This is a genomic window from Falsiporphyromonas endometrii, assembly GCF_042654485.1.
GTDB lineage: Bacteria > Bacteroidota > Bacteroidia > Bacteroidales > Porphyromonadaceae > Porphyromonas > Porphyromonas endometrii.
Map to the genome: position 1 here is coordinate 48,328 of NZ_JBHSGO010000039.1, position 19,556 is coordinate 67,883.

The following is a 19,556-nucleotide window of genomic DNA, read 5'->3' on the forward strand; positions in this document are numbered from 1 at the left end:
TAAAATAACTAAGCCTATGGATTCTAACCCAATCTTTGCAGTCATCGATCTTGGTAGCTATGAGACTGTCGGTATGGTAGGTAGAAAGGACGATGGCAAAATTTGTCCGATAGCCTATACCAAAGAGCCTTCGTCTACAGCTGTCAGACATGGATATGTATGTAATATCGACTCGGCTGCAACATTATTTGATAAGATTATAACAAAACTGAGTAAAGAGGAATACCTTGGAGAGAATCGAGCTATTACAAAAGTATATGTAGGAGTGGGAGCACAATCTCTCAATTCTACGGAGGTGGTGGTGGAGAGATCTTTCGAGGAAGATATTGTTATTACCCAAGAGCTTTTGCAAGAGATGCGAGACGAGGCTTCTCAACTTAGAATAGCGGGCAAAGACAATCTTCTTGTGACCACTCCCACTTACTTGGTCAATGATGTTCAGGAAAAGAATCCCAAAGGCATGCCTTGTAAGTGTGTAAAGGCATTTTATCAAGTCATCACAGCGAGAGAAAGCATTCGCAAAAATATTGAGATTGCTCTTAAACGGATCAATGTGACTTTGGTCGATATTTTGGTCTCTCCCATTGCATTGGCAGACATAACGATGACCGAAGCCAATAAGACTTTGGGTTGCTGTCAAATAGACTTGGGCGCCGGCAAAACTTCGGTTTGTATTTATAAGAACCTTACTCCCGTAGCTCTCTATATCCTTCCTATGGGTGGTCAGAATGTTACGACAGACCTTACCTCTCTTCGATTCCTTGAGCGTGATGCCGAAAAGTTTAAGATTGAGAAAGGGTCGATGGTTGTTGAGTCGGATAGAAACAAGGGTTTTACTTTTGTGGATCAGGACAAGACAACAGAACGCAAGATCAGGTATTATGATTTTACGAAGATTACCTCTTCGAGAATGAAAGAGATTTTCGCTAACATCCTGAATATTATCACTTGTAGCGGAATGCAGAACTCTTTGGATGCCGGTTTGCAGATTACCGGAGGTGGAGCCAAGCTTAGCAAGTTTAAGGATTTCATGATAAAGAATCTTGAGTGTGTGGCAGATGTTACTTTGAGGAAAGACATGATTATTTGGGATAAGCCGGATATTGCCGATCCTAAGTGTTTTACTGCTTTGGGCCTTTTGAGATTGGCCAAGGAAGACTGTGTAGACATCAATAAGAATATCAGTGATCTCTTTGAATCGGAAGAATCTGCGGCGCAAGAGGCAGAGCAAAAAGAGGATGTACAAGATCCTATATCTGCTCTTTGGACTGAAGATGACGAGGCCGTTGCCGATGGAGAGTATGATGGAGGCAGCGTCATTATTCAAGACGATAAGGAGAGTGAAGATGAGATGGACGACACGATTGAGATTGCCACAAATTCGCAAAAGCAAAAGAAGTCTAAGAAGGAGAAGAGGGGTGGTATAGGTTCCACTTTTGGCTCTCTTATTCATAAAGCTTTGGACTTTTTCAGTGATGACGAAGAAGAGGATATGAAATAAACTATTTACTGACATAAGACAGACTCATGCAAGACGACGAAAAGCTTTTAAATATCAATTATGAAGAGACTACCTCAGAGAATCCAAAGCTCATAAAAGTGATTGGTGTCGGAGGTGGTGGCGGTAATGCCGTAATGAATATGCATCGGGTGGGAATCAATGATGTTACATTCCTTCTATGCAATACCGACCGCCAGGTCCTCAATAAGAGTAATATTGCCGAAAGAATAGTTATCGGCGAGAAACTTACCGGGGGATTGGGAGCGGGCAATGTTCCTGAGCGAGGCAGAGATGCTGCTTTGGCAAGTGAAGAAGAGATTAGACGCACTCTGAATGATGGTCATACGCGTATGGTGTTCGTTACAGCAGGTATGGGTGGTGGTACCGGTACCGGTGCAGCTCCTGTGATTAGCAAGATTGCCAAAGATATGGGCTTGCTTACCATTGGCATTGTGACGATACCTTTTTTGTTTGAGGGGCGCATAAAGATCATTCAAGCTCTCAAAGGGGTGGAAGAGATTCGTAAGAATGTGGATGCTTTGCTTGTTGTCAACAACGAACGTCTTTGTTCTATCTATCAAGATTTGACTTTGACCAATGCTTTTCAGCTTGCAGACCAGACCTTGACCAATGCTGCGACCGGCATCTCTAATATGATTAGTATTGAGGGTGTCATCAATGTGGACTTTGCCGATGTGAAGACTACTCTTGAGGATGGCGGTGTAGCTATTATCAGTAGTGGTGAGGGTGTAGGGGCCAATCGTCTTCATATGGCTTTTGAAGAGGCTATTAGATCTCCGTTGCTTAACAATAACAATGTCCTTCAGGCCAAGCGTATTTTGATCTATATCTATCACTCTCATGAGTACGAGCTTCATATGGATGAGATCAGTGCTGTCAATGACTTTACTTCGAAGATAGAGGCTCCGTATAGCAGTATTTGGGGACATGCTTTTGATGATGAACTTGGCGAAAAAGTCAAGGTAACAATCTTAGCTTCCGGCTATGACTTTGAGACAACAAAGGAAAGCATTAGCGGTATGACCAATAATGTGGTTGATCCGATTAGTTCGAAAGAAGAGGAGCGTAAGAATAAGCATGAGGAAAATCTTATCAGCACTTATTATAATGTCCCGACAATAGAGATGGGGATGAGCAAGCCTGTGATCCTTTCGCTTGCCGAATTGGATTATGATGAACTTATCATTGAATTGGATCGTACGCCGACCTATTCAAGGGATATGAAAAACATATCCGATATTCGTAGGCGTCATCAAAGCAAACTCCAGGCTAAGTCAGATGAGTTGAGAAAAGTTATTTCGGAAGATAATGCTATAAGTGGCTCTGACAATTCTAAGGATGATAAGAAGTCGGAAGGCACAAATAGTCGCACTATTACATTCTGATGATAGCCACTTCATAAGTCTTGGGTCGGTAATGGGGAGTTCTCCAAAGTCATAATATTCGTTTGGATAGAGGACTTTGGAGAACTTTTTTTGTTTCAAACACCTTGAAATATTCATCTTGTAGTTTGTAGATTTATAATGTCATTAGAGAAGAGTAAGATAGAGATATATCGAATGCCTGAAGAAGGTCTTCACAAGCAATTCCCTTTTGTTGGGGATGTGGTGGCCGGGTTTCCCTCTCCGGCCGGCGATTTTGAGATGGAACCTTTGGATATTTTGGGCAAGTACACCAAAAATTCCGAAGCTATATTTATTGGTAGAGCTTATGGAGTATCGATGGATGGTTTTATTGATGAGGGGGATTATTTTTTGATGGATCGCTCTCTCAGACTTGATCCCATTGATGGAGATATAGCTGTATGTGCGCTAAACGGGGAGTTTACCCTCAAGCAAATTCATATCAAAGAGGATGGTATTGAGCTTGTCCCTTACAACAAAAATTATCCTGTAATCCCGGTTCATGAGGATGACAACTTCACAATCTGGGCTATCGTAACTCTTATCATAAGACCTACCCCAACAAGATGGTTGCGCTGATAGATTGTAACAATTTTTATGCCTCGTGTCAGCGTCTTTTTGACCCCTCTCTTATCGATCGCCCTATTGTCGTTTTGTCTAACAACGATGGGTGTGTAATAGCAAGAAGTCAAGAGGCTAAAGATCTTGGTATCCCTATGGGAGCCCCGGCTTTTAAGTATAAAGCCGTTTTTGAGTCACATAAGGTGGCTGTCTTTTCGGCCAACTTCCCCTTGTATGGTGATATGAGTAGGCGAGTGATGAGTATCTTAAGGCGTTATAGTCCTAAGCAGGAGATCTATTCGATAGATGAATGTTTCTTGGATTTGGATGGACTCGATATAGATGATTTCAGATCTTTTGCGGCTGAGATAAGACAACATGTCACATCGTGGACGGGTATTCCCGTGTGTGTGGGGATTGCTCCAACAAAGGCTTTGGCGAAGGTGGCCAATCATGTTGCCAAAAAATTTAAGAAGGAGACCAAGGGTATTCATGTCATTGATTCTGAGGTTTTGAGACTGAAGGCATTGAAATGGCTTCCTATTGAAGATGTTTGGGGAATTGGTAGACGCCATTTTGTCAAGCTGCATCGCATCGGTATCAAAACAGCTTATGATTTTACCTGCCTTGATCCCGAATGGGTACAACATCAGATGACTATCGTAGGGCTTAGGCTTTATAATGACCTAAAAGGGATTGCTTCTATTGGACTGGAATATGCGGAGAGCTCCAAATCTATTTCTGTAACAAGGACCTTCCCATATGAGTATAGAGAGTACGATCAGTTGAGAGATAGAATAGTGGCTTTTGCATCTTCATGTGCCGAAAAGCTTAGAAAGCAACACTCGCTTTGTCGTAAGATAAGCATCTTTGTTCAGAGCAATCGTTTTGATAAAGTCAATCCTTATTATTCAAAGAAGGTCGATATTGTGCTTCCTTTCGATACTGATTCGACACATGACATAGTTGATTGTGCCGTGAAGGCTTTGTATCAGATTTTCAAACCAGGCGTGGGGTACAAAAGAGCCGGCGTTACATTGTCACAATTTATAGATGGTCGGGTTTATCAGCCGGCACTTTTCTTTAATGCAAATCCGAAACACAAGAACTTAATGAAGGTAGTGGACCGGATCAATCATAAATATCAATCAAATCTGATTCGCTTGGCCGCTACTGATCAGACTCAACATAAAATGGAACAGGGACATCTTTCCCCTTCATATACAACCAATATAAAGGATGTGATAAAAGTAAAGATCGAATAGAAACTATTGGTGTCCGATAAAATTTTCCTTTCTTATTTGTGTATATTGCTGTTGTATAAAAGTTAGAAAAGACCTATTGAAGATGCTCAATCGCCGAATACCTACGGATGAGCATTTCAATTTTGAAAGATAAGTTCCCCTTTTGGATTCTAAAGTCGGCTGTCCGATAAAACTAAGCGTGATTTATAGACTAATGCCTCAGAATAGGTAATACCGTTTAGTTAGAGAGTAATCGAGAGAACTGTTTATGTGAAATCCAAGTTTCTGAGCTGCCAAAACTTTTCTTGGACAGCAATAATTTGCATAAGAAAAATCTTCGTTTAAAATATTTTCCTCATTTAAATCCAGATTTGTCGTTAGAAAAAGAGTTGTGTCATAATTGCATTAGCGCCAAATCAACTATCATTTGTTCTTTATTGGTAAAAGGGCTGTGACTATCGATTAGGAAGGATCTTTTGAATTCCATATCTTGACACAGCCCTTTTTATCATACCAAAGGGCTAAAAAATCGCCAAATCATATCAGATACTATTTAGTCAAAATGCTCATTAATCAATGTTGGACAGAAATCTTTATTGATTGAGTTCTATTAATCAGAACAACGTAAATACCATCATTAAGTGATGAAGTGTCGAACGACGACGTATTTGAACTTGTCATAAGTAATCTACCTTCAATTGAATAGATTTGAATCTTTTCAGCCTCTTTATTCAAGTTAGCAATATCTCTTACTGGCATTGGAGTAATAATAAATTGATCAAAAGTAATGGGGGCAAGACCTTCAGGTTCTTTTGGGTTCTCTGCTAGAATTGGGAATCCATCATTTTTATTAGAAGAATCTTTAACAAAAGCATTGCCTAGCTTTGTGACAAAATCATCTGTTTTCATGTCTTGAGAAGACAATTCAACAACCCCCTTTATTGCCTTATCACCATCAGATGTTAATGCTTCTGCACTTGCGACAGTAACCGTCTTGTCAACATAGACATGATCAAACTCAGACTTATCTTTATAAATAGGTTTATCGAATGTGCCAATAAATCGTCCTGTAAACATTGGATCTCCGTTAGAATCTCCAGAAATACTTACACTTACATAGCTGTTTTTCATTGTAAAAGGTGATCCAACAAAGCCGAAAGCCTGGCCAGCAAAAGACCCTTTACAAATCATTTGGCCATGAGCGAAGGTATTTATAATGACTGGAGGTGTTGTTTCATAACCTGTGACATTTATTCCTTCTGGAATATCTACATATGCACAGATTGCCCCCATTGTCATTGTGCCTATAAGATTACCTGTAAAAGAACAATGTTCAATTGATCCACCCAAAATGGTACTTACAATTCCGGCAGAAAATATGTCTTTTGCACTTACAGAAGCAGCAGAATGGCAATTAAAAATCCTACCCATGGAACATGATGCAAGGGAAGCAATACTTCCACCACCTACAAAAGTACAATTTTCAGAAAGTTTTAGATTCAACAATGAGCCATTTGGCCCGATGAACCCAAATAACCCTCCTCCTCCAATAGTTAGAATTTTCTTTGCTTTCTCCTCTTTTGAAGCATATGGATTATCTTCGTTGTCATAGAAGACATACAAGTTTGAAATTGTATGATTATCTCCATCATAAACACCATCGAAAGGAATGGACTCATCAAAGCTTTGTGTTTTATCATTAACAGTTTTCTGATAAGCATCAAATACTCCGATTGGTCTAAAACTCTTCTTGTCTTCAGGCAATGTAGATGCATTCATGTCAAAATCTTTAGTCTGCTTGAAGTAAACACCTTTAAAAGTTTTTTTTTCTGATAAGACAATCTTAGAAAGATAAGCTAGATTCTCAGGAGTTTCAATTAAATAAGGATTCTCTTTTGTTCCATTACCATTAGACCATTTAGAAGCCTCACCAGTCCAAATGCTAGAAGAATTTTGAGCAAATAGACCGCTAGTAAAAGACAGAACAATAAGAAATAAAAAGGTCAATAATTTGTTCATAATGTTTTGTTTTTAATAGTTAATAATAAATTATGTGATCCAAATGTAATGAATATTCATTAATATCTCAATGTTGAAGTATTATTTATTTTATAAATAAGGCTGAATCATTACGAATAATGACACAGCCTCATATTTTTATATAGAAGTATTACCGGAATCAATCAATGGTAAATGGTATGAGTATGAAAAAATGATTGTTCCAATGATAAATATATATTAGAAGTTGTTTTACGAATTGATCTTAAATATCTTTAACCCCCTTAGGATGGAAGACTGATATGATTTAGATCTTATCATAGACCGAGTGTTATGCCGGCTGAGAGCATATTTCCTTTAGGACCTTTATCCGATTTGAATGCTGATGTCAGATCATAAGACAAATAGGCTCCAAGCATGCTATAGTTTACTTTAAACATAAGCGAAGGCACTACAGTCCTAAGTCCCAAGTTGTCTCCAAGTTTGGTATGTCCGCTAACATTTGGCACCCATACTTTTGAACTGGAAGCAGTTCGGATTTTTAGCTGTGGTCCAAAGGATATATTCAAATTACGTATAGGCTTATATCCAATCATAAATGGAATATCAAGGTAAGTGATGTGTAATCGGGAAGTGGAATAGTTGGTTCCATCTTTGGACTCTTGTACAGAAGATGTATTGTTGTCTGATTCTACGAAAGCATAATTACCGCTTAGATGAAGAGAGTTGAATTCGATGTTTAACCCTAATGTGAAGTTCCAATGGTTGTAGTCAACTCCTTGTCTTATCAATCCAATGGTATACCTTAGAGATGAGGCCCCCTTGAGGTGATCCCCGGCATCATCCAAAATGGTAGAAGGTCCGAACCCAAAACCTCCAAAACCAACGTAGAAGTAAGGTTTTGATTTTTTGCGGCAACAATCTTTGGACTCTCCGAATATGATCTTATTGATTCCGGAATTGATAAAACGCCTTTCTACGCTTCTTCCACTACCATAAGTCCCATTGAAGATACGAATGGTATTGTTGCCTTTTCCTTCAAAGATATCTACTGATACCCCCTTATCTCCAAGATTTTTTACTATTACAGTCTGATTGCCACGCCTTACAGTATCACAATTTTGTGCTGTACCTATTCCTATCGATATCAGACATGCGGAGATTATAAGTAATAATCGCTTCATAAGTTTTGATTGTTGTTATGGGATGAACCCGATTTATTTTAATTTAATTGATTACTCTTTGTTTTATGATCATTGCCCCCAAAGAGGCAATGATCTAAACATCTATTATTAAGCTAAATGAAAGAAAGTCTTTTTATCATTTTCAAAGAGAAGAAACAAAAGCAAAGGTCAAACTTTTTATACTTCTCTGTGGGTTGCTTTATCTGGCATTTATCCTGAGTTGCTCTGCCAATTCTTCTGTATCGTTTGCTCCACAAAGGACAATGAGGTACAGACTGTTTTCTTCAATATTGCGAGAATAGATCAAATACATTTTTGTTCTGGGAGTTGCCGGGGAGGTGCTAAATATATAATACCCGGAAACCAAAATACCTCCGTCGATGATTTCTCTTACCACTCTTGCCAATTCACGGTCTTTTGTGATAGCTGCCAAGATTTTTTTGAGTTGACTATCCTTTACCTTCTTGAGATATAGTGTTCTGCAGTAGTCAGAACCAAAATCTCTCAATGGCTCCCTTCCCAGTTGGGCAAATGTCGCATTGGTAGCCTTTCTGAGATTCCATAAAGTAATCTCACTCTCTAAGTGGATTGGTTTCTTTTTTTGTGCACACATCATTGAAGGCGCCAATGCCAAAAGCAGAATAGATATAAAGAATATCCATATCCTGTTGTGATGTGTTGTCATCTGATTTGATATATTCCAGTTCATAAGACAATTGACCTTTTTTATATTACTTTTTACCCGGTAGCAACGCTTTGACAACATCTTCTTTTCGAGGCTTTTTAGCCACATCAACATTGTTTAATGCTGTGATTGTCAGATCTTTTGCTAATTCGGGAGATCCTATGTATTCATTAGAAACAATGGCATAACTCTTGGAATAGTCATCATAATCCGGAGCCATGAAATACAGGCTTACAGTTGTAATGACAGCAATTAGGAGACAGGCTGCAGCCGATAGACTGAGGTAGAGTTTACGACCAAATAGGTTGCGGCGTGCTTTGAATACTTCAGAACTTATTTGTGGTATCTCTTTGCTGACAACCTGGCTACAAATCTCGGATGAGAAATCAAATAGCGGTCTCAATGTTTCATACTTCTCAGGTAAGACGTCTTTTGAGAAGAAAATCTTCAATTCCTCTTCTTCACTGTGAGAAGTCTTGCCTTCAAAATACTTATCCAACAGATTATCTATGTATTTGTTATCCATAATCGATCATTTACTTCTTGACAAAGAAATCAATAGCTCTCTTAATCTTTTGCGTGCCCGACTCAGATGGTTGTAGACGGCACTTGCATCAACTCCCAAGATTTGAGCAATCTCGTCAGATTCATATCCTTCAACCTCTTTCATGTAGAAACATAGGCGCTGCAAACGGGGTAGCTTTTCGATTGCTTGCTGAATCTGGTGAGATAGCTCGCTTCGCTCGATAGCTCGATCTGTGGTCTCTTCGCTTAGTTCAAATCCGGCATAATCAAGACTGCAATCATTTTTGTGCTTTCGTAGCACATCTATTGAGCGATGCTTTGTAATTGTGACAGCTAACGCTTCGATACTCCGATATTTGACAAGTTTGACCCTGTTGATCCAGAGCATAAGAAGTACCTCCTGCACCAAATCAGAGGCTGTCTCTTCATCGTGCAGGTATCCAACTGCCACCCTTTTTAATTTGGGACTCAGTGGAACGACTTCTTTTATGAAGGTTTCATCTGTCATTCATTAACCATTCACATTGCAAAAGGAATCTATTTCAGATTCATTGATTAAGCTTCCTTTAAGATGACCGGTAAGGAATGGTATATTCTTGCGGTTTGCTATCACCTTACTGAAGCTCTTTCAATATGAAGTCGTAACAAGGGGGTGAAATCTATCATCAAAAAGAAAGTTTTTTGAAAATATCTCTCAGAGAGAGGGTAGTCATAGTTATATATCCTTATAAAGTAGGTTGTAAGGATTTGTGTTAAGTGTCTGTAAAATAGTTGATTACTCCTTATTTAAGGTACATCTCCTTTAGTTTCTTATAAGAACTGTTCTTGACAGATTTACTGCTAAATGCTTTTACTGCTTGAGACAGTCTGTGTATGTCGGTACCGGTATAATCATAAAAGTTGTCCAAAAGAAGTTTGTTGGCTTTGTCTTGAGCCTCTTTGCCATAGTTGCCCGATAATGACATTAGGTCAAGTTGCAGTTTTATCCCCATATCTTTTAGCCTCTTATAATCACCCATATCCATATAGATATAACGTTCGGGATGTGCCAAGATCGGAAAGTATCCTTTGGACTTGATATCTTCAAGTGTTTTCCATAGATGAATAGGTGGGTTGTAGTAGGAGGTTTCTACCAGAAGATGATTGAGACTCTTGCCAATGGGAAGAAAATCATCGTCCTTTAGTCTTTCTTGAAAAAGATTGTCAAGCATATTTTCTGATGCCAAACGAAGCTCGATCTTTCCGGTATATTCTCTGCTTAATTCATCGAATACTGACCTCAAATGATCTGTTGTATTGGGCATATCTTCCATAATGTGAGGAGTACACCATATACGTTGAACTCCCAGAATTTCGTAGTAGTGAAGAGCTTTGAGAGATTCTTCCATTGTCTGAATGCCATCATCGACACCCGGAAGAAAATGAGAATGAAAATCCGTGTAACCGCTGAATATATTAGTATCTACCAGCTTTTTCTTTGAACTAAATATTGACATACCAAAAATTTTGTCCAAAGATATCAATCTTATATCAAATCTTTATCTAAAGATCTCAGAAACTGCTTTTTTGATGATTTGATAAGAGTAGCATTAAGTAGCATCAAGAGTATATTGGCCATAGTATATAATCTCGGCTTTGGATAAATGATGTTGGCTTATAGAGCTGTGTTTCTATTCCTCATTGAATAAGATGTGCCTTCCTCCCTCCTTTGAAGATTGTTTCACCAAACGTGAGAACAATTATAAGAACCATAAGTAATATGCTTATCTCTATGGATCTTCATTACAATTATTGACTAAGATGGTACAACGGTATCTTCTTTTGTAAGGACACTCCATTATATGTCCTTATAGAAAAATGGTAATCTTAATTGTTAGAGCCAATAATTCTTTCTTCCCTGCAACGTTCCTTTTAATTGATGCATCATATCCCAAATATGATCTTTTCTGTGTCGAGAAGAGGCAAAGAAGTTTTAGTATTTGGACTATTATGGCGATTGATTGTCTCTTTTATGTAAAATTTTTATTTTGATATAACTAATTGATTTATAGTTATATAGCGTGTGCTTTGTGAGGGGCTGTTGGAAATATTCTTGATATATATTTGGAAGTTATAAATAAAACGTCTACATTTGTAATGTGTTTTTCATGGTATTAGATTTAAGGTTAACGAGAGAAAGCCGGGTGTCGGGAGACAGCCGGCTTTTTATTTTTGTACGATTGGCCTTGTTTTTATATGCTGTGAATAGATTTATAAAGACATATGATATTCTTCCTCTTGATGGTCTAATTTGATTTATGCTTGTGTTGATGTGAGATAGCTTGTAATTATAATTTCTCACTCTTGATACATTGTTGAAAACTTTGCAATTTTGCATACTAAATAGATAGATAAGTGACTGCTCCTATTAAATTTGTTTCATTAGGTCCCGGTGAGTCAGAATTGATCACATTGAAGGGGCTTCGGGCTTTAGACGGTGCCGATTGTATTTATTGTCCTCAGACTCGTCTTAGCTCCGGGAAGACTTTGTCCCGAGCCAATAAAGTGTTGTCCGAACTTGGCATCTCTGAGGATAAGGTTGTCTTGTTTGACCTTCCCATGAGTTTTGATCGAAGTGAGGCTCTTTTGGCCTATGATCGTGTTCGGGAAGATGCGATGCTCCGATTTTCGCATGGGGATGCTGTTTGCATTGTTGCAGAGGGTGATATTGGTATCTATTCTTCTGTCCATTATATTTATGATCGACTCAAAGAAGATGGCTATCCGGTTTTGCATATACCGGGCATTCCATCTTTTGTTGCGGCGAATGCGTTAGCCGGACTTCATCTTATTTCCGGTTCGGAGCGATTGGAGATCATTCCGGGCAATCCGACTATTGATGAACTCAATCGTTGTTTAAGTGATGGTTATACTGCGGTTATAATGAAGCTTAGTCAATGTTATGATGTCATTTGTCGGTTCCTTTCTAAACATCCCGACTTGGATGTTCATTACTTTGAAAATGTTGGTTCTTCCAATGAGATCCATTTATCTACATCCGAAAAAATATTAGCGTTAGATTTGTTTCCTTACTTTTCATTAATGATTATTCGTCCTACATCAAAAAAACAATGAAGCATATACCTCAATTTTTGATTGCAGCTCCTACTTCAGGCAGTGGAAAAACTACTATCAGTCGTGCGCTTATGGCCCTATTTAGTAGCAAGGGATATTGTGTACAACCATTTAAGTGCGGCCCGGATTACATTGATACCAAATACCATGAAGTGGTGTGTGGTCGTCCATCGGTCAATTTGGATACTTACATGGCTACGCCTTCTCATGTCAAAGAAGTCTATTCCTATTATACCCAAGATGCTGAAATATCTGTTATTGAAGGAATGATGGGATTGTTTGACGGCTATAGCAGAGATAAGGGGTCAAGCGCTGAGATTTCTCAGCTTTTGGGGCTTCCTGTGATTTTGGTTGTTGATGCCAAAGCTGCTGCATATTCCATTGCTCCGTTGCTATGGGGTTTTACTCGCTATCGTAAGAATGTGCGTATACGTGGTGTGATTTTTAATCGAGTTGGATCGGAGTCTCATTTCCGTATTCTTCAAGATTTGTGCGATGAAATCAAGTTGGAGTGCTTTGGATATATACCTAATGATAAGGCTTTGGACCAGCCTTCACGATATCTGGGGCTTGATTTTAGCCATCAAGAAAGTTTGCAAGAACAAGCACATCTTGTTTCTCTGTTGGAGCAGCATGTAGACTGGAAGCGTCTGCTAAAAGTTACAAAGCGTCCACGTCCTTCGGGGTCCAACCTGTTTGACAAAATTAAGTGGCAGGATAAGAAGATCTTGGTGGCCGAAAATGACGAGAGCTTTAGCTTCTTATATACGGAGCATCTTGACATACTTCGTAGAATGGGACATGTAGAGTTTTTTAATCCGGAAGAGGATCAGCTTATCCCACAGGATATAGATTTGCTCTATCTGCCCGGGGGCTATCCGGAGAAGCATCTGGAAGTTCTTTATGCCGCTAAGAATACGCGTAGCAGTATCAAAAAATATGCTGAGGCCGGAGGTCGTATATTGGCTGAATGCGGAGGAATGATGTACCTTAGTGAAGCTATCATTCCCGAGAGAGGGGATTCGGTAGAAATGGTTGGCATTTTTGATCATACTGTTTCTTGTCGCAAAAAAGATCGTAAGCTATCTCTTGGTTATCGCAACTTTAGTTATATGGGACAACGTCTTAAGGGGCATGAGTTTCATTACTCACAGTTTGTGGAGCAACCCAAAAGTATTGCCTCGGTATACAATGCCAAAGAGATAAAGGTGTCAACTCCGGTTTTAAGATATAAGAATACTATTGCCGGATATACTCATCTTTATTGGGGTGATGCTGATATTTGGAAACTATTTGAAGAATGAAGATATATACCAAAAGTGGAGACAAAGGAATGACCGGTTTGCACGGTGGTGAGCGAACATCGAAAGATGACATTCGGATAGAAGCGAATGGCTGTTTGGATTCGCTCAATTCATTGATCGGACTCATCAGAGCTATGATGGCGGAAGATGATGATCGTCAGCCTTTGTATCACATGATTCAAAAGGAGTTGATGGTTGTGATGAGCCATGTCGCTACGCCTGAGGGAATAATTAATCCGAATGAGCTTCATGCCTCAGAGCTTACATTAAGGTTGGAACATGAAATGGATCGAATGACCTCCAACCTTTGTGATAATGGATATTTTCTACTCCCGGGAGGCACAATTTTGTCTGCTTATATGCATTTGGCAAGAACCTCATCTCGTGAAGCGGAAAGGAGACTTTGGACGGTCAATAAGCAGTATCCGGTAGATACAGAAATACTAAAATTAATCAATCGCCTGTCTGACTTTTTCTTTGTGTCGGCAAGGATGGAAATGCAAAATCAGAACTGGCCTGAAGAGAAGTGGCAGCATTTTGCATATAAAAGGAGGAAAAAACATGAGTAATAAACCTAAACTTCATCCCTTAATGCTGGCGGGCACAGGTAGTGATGTTGGTAAGAGTATTATAGCTACTGCTTTGTGCCGTATCTTTAAGCAAGATGGATATCATCCCGCTCCATTTAAAGCTCAAAATATGGCTCTCAATTCTTATGCAACTCCCGAAGGTTTGGAGATAGGAAGAGCTCAAGCCGTTCAGGCTGAGGCCGCAGGTGTTGATTGTCATACAGATATGAATCCTCTCTTGCTCAAGCCTTCCAGCGATCATACTTCACAAGTTGTTCTAAATGGTCGACCTATTGGCAATCGCAATGCTTACGATTATTTTAGGAAAGAGGGTAGAGAGGAGTTGCGTTCGGCGGTCAATGCCGCATTTGATCGATTGGAAAAGCAGTACAATCCTATTGTAATGGAAGGTGCCGGAAGCATTTCTGAAATTAATCTTAGAGATAGCGATTTGGTCAATCTTCCGATGGCTCTCCATGCCGGTGCTGATGTTATTTTGGTCGGAGATATTGATCGCGGGGGTGTCTTTGCAAGTATATATGGTTCGATAATGTTGCTGCGTCCTCATGAAAGAGAGAGAATAAAAGGTATTCTGATCAATAAGTTTCGCGGAGATAAAAGACTTTTTGAAAGTGGAGTTAAAATCTTGGAAGATTTGTGTAAAGTGCCGGTGCTCGGTGTTGTCCCTTATTATAAGGATATCTACATCGAGGAGGAAGATTCTGTGACTTTGGCTACCAAATCGATGCAAGCTGAGAGAGGTAAGGTCAATATTGCTGTTGTCTTATTAAGGCATTTGAGCAATTTTACGGACTTCAACGTCCTCGAACGAGATCCGAGAGTACATTTGTATTATACCAACAATACGGAAGAGCTTGCCAAGGCAGATATAATTATATTGCCGGGCTCTAAAAGTACTATTGATGATTTGTATGAACTTAGACGAAATGGGGTGGCTCAAACAATTATCAAAGCCCATAGAGAAGGAGTCGTTGTCTTGGGAATATGTGGCGGTTATCAGATGCTTGGCATGGAAGTATTGGATCCGGATCATGTGGAGGGAGAGATCGAACGCCTTCCGGGACTGGGACTTCTTCCAATGTCAACCCATATGTCCGGTGAAAAGATTACACGTCAGACCTCTTTTAAGCTAAGTAATGAGGTCTTGTTGTCTCATAAAGAAGGTAGACCTGCAAAAATGTCCGGCTATGAGATACATATGGGGCGTACAACTCCGGTGGAAGGCAATAAATATGTTCCCCTGAATATCCTTGAAGACGGTCGTCAGGACGGTTGTTTTGTAGATCAGACTTGTATGGGGACATATATTCACGGTATCTTGGACAACCCTGATTTCATCGATTTTCTGCTTACTCCATTCTCCGAGCGAATTGCAAAAGAGCAACATGAGTCGTTCGATTACTTTAAGTTTAAGAATGAGCAGTATGACAAATTGGCCGATCATGTTCGTAAGCATGTTGATATGAAATTGTTATATAAAATTTTAACCACAGATTGACAACTATTTCTTAATTATGAAAAAACTTACAATATCTATATTCCTTTCGTTTTGTGTCGTTTGTCTATTCTCTTGCAAACAGCAAACAAACAATGCAGATAGTACCGTAAAGGGTGGAGTGGCAGAGATTTCTGACTCTACCAAGGTTATTGTACCTGAGTTTGCTGAGGGCTTTAGGGTAAAGTATCTCCAAGATGGGGTTCGTTTGCTTGAGATTGAAGATCCTCAAAAGGAGAAAAAGACAACTTATCGTTTTGCTCTTCTTCCACAAGACATGAAAGACGCTGAAGTTCCTTCCGAATATACTAAGATTCATGTTCCGGTAAAAAGCATGATTTGTATGACCTCTCTTCAGCTGTCCAATGTTATTGCTTTAGATGCTTGTGACAAAGTGGTTGGTATTACGAGTACTCGACATCTTTTCAACAAAAAGATGAATGATCAGATTAAGTCCGGAAAAACTGCGAAGATAGGTATCGAAGGCAACTTTGATAATGAGGTTATTATGGGGCTCAATCCGGATGTTATATTCATTTCACCATTTAAGAGAGGTGGCTATGATGCTATGCGAGAAACAGGTATCCCGCTTGTTCCTCACCTTGGATATAAAGAGATGACTCCTTTGGGGCAAGCAGAATGGGTGAAGTTTATATCGTTGTTTACAGGACAAGAGAAAGAGGCTAATGAGCTGTTTGACAAGATTGTAAAGAGATATAATCAGCTCAAAAAACTTGCGTCCGGTGTTAAACAAAGGCCTACTGTTTTCTCTGGTGAGATGAGAGGTGGCAACTGGTATGCAGTGGGAGGCAAGAGTTTTTTGGCTCAACTATTTAATGATGCCGGGGCAACCTACTTCTTAAAAGACAATGAAGAGTCGGGTGGTGTAACTTTGGATTTTGAAACAGTTTATAGCCAAGCCGATCAAGCAGATTTTTGGCGAATTGTCAATAGCTTTGACGGCACTTTCAGCTACGATGCTCTTAAAGCAATGGACTCAAGATATGCAGATTTTAAGGCTTTTAAGGATAAAGCTATCGTATATTGCAATATGAGAGATGTGCCATTTTATGAGAATATGCCGATGGAGCCTCAAGAGGTGTTGGCTGACTTGATACATATTTTTCATCCGGAATTACTTCCGAATCATAAACCGGTTTTTTATCATCGCTTAAAATAAGATATAGATGAGACTTCAGGGATATATTCTTTGGCCTTTACTGATAGTTCTTACGACAGTTATCTTTTTTCTTAATTTGTTGCTTGGTTCTGTACATATCCCTTTTGAGGATGTATGGAATGTTTTGTTTGGAAATACGGACAATACAGTTTGGCAGAATATAATTTGGAAATCAAGAGTCCCACAATCTTTGACTGCACTTGTTGCGGGTGCAGGTTTGTCGGTCAGTGGACTTCAAATGCAGACAGTATTTAGAAATCCTTTGGCCGGACCTTCTGTTTTGGGGATAAGTTCCGGTGCAAGTTTAGGTGTCGCTTGTGTCGTCCTTTTGAGTGGAACTTTTGGTGGAGTAGCACTAAGTAAACTTGGCTTTATGGGGGATGTGGCTCTTTCTATTGCTGCGATTGTTGGCTCTTTGGCCGTGATGTCCCTCATAGTTTATGTTTCTCAGAAAGTCAAAGGAAATGTCACCTTGCTAATCATTGGAGTAATGATTGGTTATGTTGCAAATGCCATTATTGGAGTTCTTAAGTTTCTAAGTGTAGAAGAGGATATTCGAGCTTATGTTATTTGGGGATTAGGTAGCTTTTCGAGAGTAAGTGGAGATCAGATCACTTTGTTTGTTGTCTTGATGCTTGTGCTTATACCTTTATCTTTTCTCCTAATCAAGACAATGAATTTGTTGCTGTTAGGAGAGGGATATGCGAGAAATCTTGGCCTTAACATTGAGAGAGCAAGGTTATTGGTCATATCCTGCTCCGGCATATTGGTGGCCATAGTTACAGCTTATTGTGGCCCCATTATGTTTATTGGATTGGCCGTACCACACTTAGCACGAGCTGTTTTTAGAACATCCGATCATCGTATTCTCATGCCTGCAACAGTCATAGTGGGAGCTTTATTGGCCTTGATTTGCAATTTGGTGGCCAGAATGCCGGGGTTTGAAGGAGCTCTTCCGGTCAACTCGGTGACAGCTCTTGTCGGTGCTCCCGTCGTTGCCGTAGTACTCTTTAAGAAGAGAAAGCAGGATTATGGCGAGTAGATATTGAAATCTATTCTTAAGTTATCATCATTGCAATTCGACGAATGAATGAGGATTGTCTATCAAATTTAGAAGTATCTTCGCTCTCAAATTTTTAAGCCTATGTCAGTCTATTCTTCAAGACACCATAAAGGTAGCAGTTATTATATAAGCAGTGTATTTCTGTCTATCCTGCTTTGGGGTGGGTATGCTATATTTTCACAGCATGCTGTCTCCTTTAGTCATTTCGAGCTACCTCTTTTGTTCGTACTATTGGTTGTACAAGTCTTGATGCAAACAGCCATTTTGAGACGATATATCCCCATGCCTCCGCAAGGAGACGGACTAAGTGCTTATTTACTTGTCCTTTTTGTCTCTACCAATCCGGTCTTTTATCATTTGGACATCTCGGTAGTGAGTTCTTTCTTTATTGCCTATTCTCTATTTGCCTTATTTTACGTTTATCACACAGACTATTCAGCTATAGCAGTATCAACATCCGGGTTTTTGATAGGCGTTGCTTCTGTATTATGGTTGCCTAATATCTTGTTTCTCCCTATTTGGATTTGGTCACTATATACTTTGAGAAGTTTTCATCTTAGAAGCGTTTTAGCTATGCTCGTGGGTGTTTTCTCGGCTTGGTGGATTGCTATTCCTATTTTCTTTTTTACTGACTCGTGGGGAATTCTTACGCATGGGGTGAAAGATTTGGTGGCTATTAGACCGTTTTGGGAAGAATTAGATTTAAAAAATATTACTATTCTTTCAGGGTTTATTATGCAGCCCGTTATTATGATATTGTTGATGCTATGGGCCTTGCAAACGCTTAAAATGGATTATTGGAGGCTGAAAATGAGAGTGAGATCCAATATGTCTTGTTTGATGAATGTTGCCTTGATGTCAGTCCTATTATACATTATAATGGGGAAGGAGAGTGTGCCACTTCTTTATTCGGCTGCCTTGCCTATCTCAATCCTGTTTGCTCAGGCTATTTCATATCTTCATAAGAAACATCGAGTCATTATTACGAACGTTCTAACGGTTGTTATGGTCGCTGTATTTTTGTTGATATTCCTTTTATGATTCTCCCTATCATTTGAGGTGAAAATTGTATTTGAACGTATGTTTACTTAATATCTTTTGATCAAACGTTGAAAAAATTTTTTAGAACCTGAATCATATACTGTAATATCCTTTATATCAAATATATATATAGTTATTCGCTGTGTTAAATATGGGTAAAAATAGCACCTACTAATCTGTATTTTTTCAATTAAATTTGCAAGTCAGAATTTTTTATTTTTATCTTTGCTGTGCAGATGTAAGGGTAATACACCTGTCTGTGTGAATAATAAGTTGATTAATATAATATCAAAAGCGAGATAGCAGGGATAGCTATGTAAAAAAAGAGGTGATAATATTAATCATGTTTTTTTGAGTTAAGAGATTATTGGTTAGTATGGATGTGCATGCATCCTGCGATGTTATGACTCAAGATCTGAGTCAATTGATAATCAATTATAACCTTGTAAGTTATCTCATTTGCAATTTTGTGCTTTTTGTGCTGGATAAGTTCAAAGAAGAGGCAGAATTAACTTGAATAAATATAAGAAGCTGTTTAAAAATTATTCAGAGAATTTATTAAGCAATATTTTGCAGAAAGCAAGTTGAACCATAGCCTCTGCAGTACCGGCATGAAACTCATAATCAATCGTCAGTCTTCTAAAATT

The 19,556-nt window shown here is 39.0% G+C and carries 17 protein-coding genes; 11 read left to right on the top strand and 6 right to left on the bottom strand.

Annotated features, from left to right (window positions below; translation table 11 throughout):
* The first annotated feature begins 16 nt into the window (after positions 1 to 16).
* The 4 genes from ACFO3G_RS02195 (at position 17) to ACFO3G_RS02210 (ending at position 4,751) form a co-directional block, all read left to right on the top strand.
* Positions 17 to 1,501, top strand: a complete 1,485-nt coding sequence (locus ACFO3G_RS02195; RefSeq protein WP_380077549.1) for a cell division FtsA domain-containing protein — start codon at positions 17 to 19, stop codon at positions 1,499 to 1,501.
* A 26-nt stretch (positions 1,502 to 1,527) separates the two neighbouring features.
* The gene (gene ftsZ, locus ACFO3G_RS02200; protein ID WP_380077551.1) at positions 1,528 to 2,907 is read left to right on the top strand and encodes a cell division protein FtsZ; all 1,380 of its coding nucleotides are present in this window, start codon (positions 1,528 to 1,530) and stop codon (positions 2,905 to 2,907) included.
* Positions 2,908 to 3,045: 138 nt separating this feature from the next.
* Entirely contained in the window at positions 3,046 to 3,504 is a 459-nt protein-coding gene (locus tag ACFO3G_RS02205) for a LexA family protein (RefSeq protein WP_380077553.1), read from the top strand.
* Positions 3,492 to 4,751, top strand: a complete 1,260-nt coding sequence (locus ACFO3G_RS02210) for a Y-family DNA polymerase (protein ID WP_380077555.1) — start codon at positions 3,492 to 3,494, stop codon at positions 4,749 to 4,751. The genes ACFO3G_RS02205 and ACFO3G_RS02210 overlap by 13 nt, the downstream gene beginning before the upstream one ends.
* A gap of 552 nt (positions 4,752 to 5,303) precedes the next feature.
* On the opposite strand, the gene ACFO3G_RS02215 is transcribed toward ACFO3G_RS02210, so the two are convergent.
* The 6 genes from ACFO3G_RS02215 to ACFO3G_RS02240 form a co-directional block, all read right to left on the bottom strand.
* The gene (locus ACFO3G_RS02215) at positions 5,304 to 6,749 is read right to left on the bottom strand and encodes a T9SS type A sorting domain-containing protein (protein WP_380077557.1); all 1,446 of its coding nucleotides are present in this window, start codon (positions 6,747 to 6,749) and stop codon (positions 5,304 to 5,306) included.
* Between the two features lie 296 nt (positions 6,750 to 7,045).
* Positions 7,046 to 7,912, bottom strand: coding sequence for a porin family protein (locus tag ACFO3G_RS02220; protein ID WP_380077559.1), 867 nt, complete (start codon positions 7,910 to 7,912; stop codon positions 7,046 to 7,048).
* Positions 7,913 to 8,111: 199 nt separating this feature from the next.
* A complete protein-coding gene (locus ACFO3G_RS02225; RefSeq protein WP_380077561.1) occupies positions 8,112 to 8,621 on the bottom strand; it encodes a DUF6108 family protein in 510 nt (169 codons plus the stop codon).
* A gap of 22 nt (positions 8,622 to 8,643) precedes the next feature.
* Positions 8,644 to 9,123 (bottom strand): hypothetical protein, encoded by a 480-nt coding sequence (locus ACFO3G_RS02230; protein WP_380077563.1) that lies wholly within the window; start codon positions 9,121 to 9,123, stop codon positions 8,644 to 8,646.
* Positions 9,124 to 9,129: 6 nt separating this feature from the next.
* Entirely contained in the window at positions 9,130 to 9,630 is a 501-nt protein-coding gene (locus tag ACFO3G_RS02235) for an RNA polymerase sigma factor (protein WP_380077565.1), read from the bottom strand.
* A gap of 274 nt (positions 9,631 to 9,904) precedes the next feature.
* Positions 9,905 to 10,618 carry a tyrosine-protein phosphatase gene (locus ACFO3G_RS02240; RefSeq protein ID WP_380077567.1) on the bottom strand — a complete coding sequence of 238 codons (714 nt, stop codon included), beginning with the start codon at positions 10,616 to 10,618 and terminating at the stop codon, positions 9,905 to 9,907.
* 898 nt (positions 10,619 to 11,516) lie between these two features.
* Here ACFO3G_RS02240 and ACFO3G_RS02245 point away from each other — a divergent pair.
* The 7 genes from ACFO3G_RS02245 to ACFO3G_RS02275 all read left to right on the top strand — a co-directional run bounded on the left by ACFO3G_RS02245 (position 11,517) and on the right by ACFO3G_RS02275 (position 18,909).
* On the top strand, positions 11,517 to 12,236 hold the full coding sequence (locus ACFO3G_RS02245) for a precorrin-2 C(20)-methyltransferase (RefSeq protein WP_380077569.1): 720 nt from the start codon (positions 11,517 to 11,519) through the stop codon (positions 12,234 to 12,236).
* On the top strand, positions 12,233 to 13,540 hold the full coding sequence (locus ACFO3G_RS02250; RefSeq protein ID WP_380077571.1) for a cobyrinate a,c-diamide synthase: 1,308 nt from the start codon (positions 12,233 to 12,235) through the stop codon (positions 13,538 to 13,540). The genes ACFO3G_RS02245 and ACFO3G_RS02250 overlap by 4 nt, the downstream gene beginning before the upstream one ends.
* Positions 13,537 to 14,109, top strand: a complete 573-nt coding sequence (locus tag ACFO3G_RS02255) for a cob(I)yrinic acid a,c-diamide adenosyltransferase (protein ID WP_380077573.1) — start codon at positions 13,537 to 13,539, stop codon at positions 14,107 to 14,109. The genes ACFO3G_RS02250 and ACFO3G_RS02255 overlap by 4 nt, the downstream gene beginning before the upstream one ends.
* On the top strand, positions 14,102 to 15,628 hold the full coding sequence (locus ACFO3G_RS02260; RefSeq protein ID WP_380077575.1) for a cobyric acid synthase: 1,527 nt from the start codon (positions 14,102 to 14,104) through the stop codon (positions 15,626 to 15,628). The genes ACFO3G_RS02255 and ACFO3G_RS02260 overlap by 8 nt, the downstream gene beginning before the upstream one ends.
* A 16-nt stretch (positions 15,629 to 15,644) precedes the next feature.
* A complete protein-coding gene (locus ACFO3G_RS02265) occupies positions 15,645 to 16,805 on the top strand; it encodes an ABC transporter substrate-binding protein (RefSeq protein ID WP_380077577.1) in 1,161 nt (386 codons plus the stop codon).
* A 7-nt stretch (positions 16,806 to 16,812) separates the two neighbouring features.
* Positions 16,813 to 17,847 carry an iron chelate uptake ABC transporter family permease subunit gene (locus tag ACFO3G_RS02270; RefSeq protein WP_380077579.1) on the top strand — a complete coding sequence of 345 codons (1,035 nt, stop codon included), beginning with the start codon at positions 16,813 to 16,815 and terminating at the stop codon, positions 17,845 to 17,847.
* 102 nt (positions 17,848 to 17,949) lie between these two features.
* Positions 17,950 to 18,909 (top strand): hypothetical protein, encoded by a 960-nt coding sequence (locus tag ACFO3G_RS02275; protein WP_380077581.1) that lies wholly within the window; start codon positions 17,950 to 17,952, stop codon positions 18,907 to 18,909.
* The last annotated feature ends 647 nt before the right edge of the window (positions 18,910 to 19,556 follow it).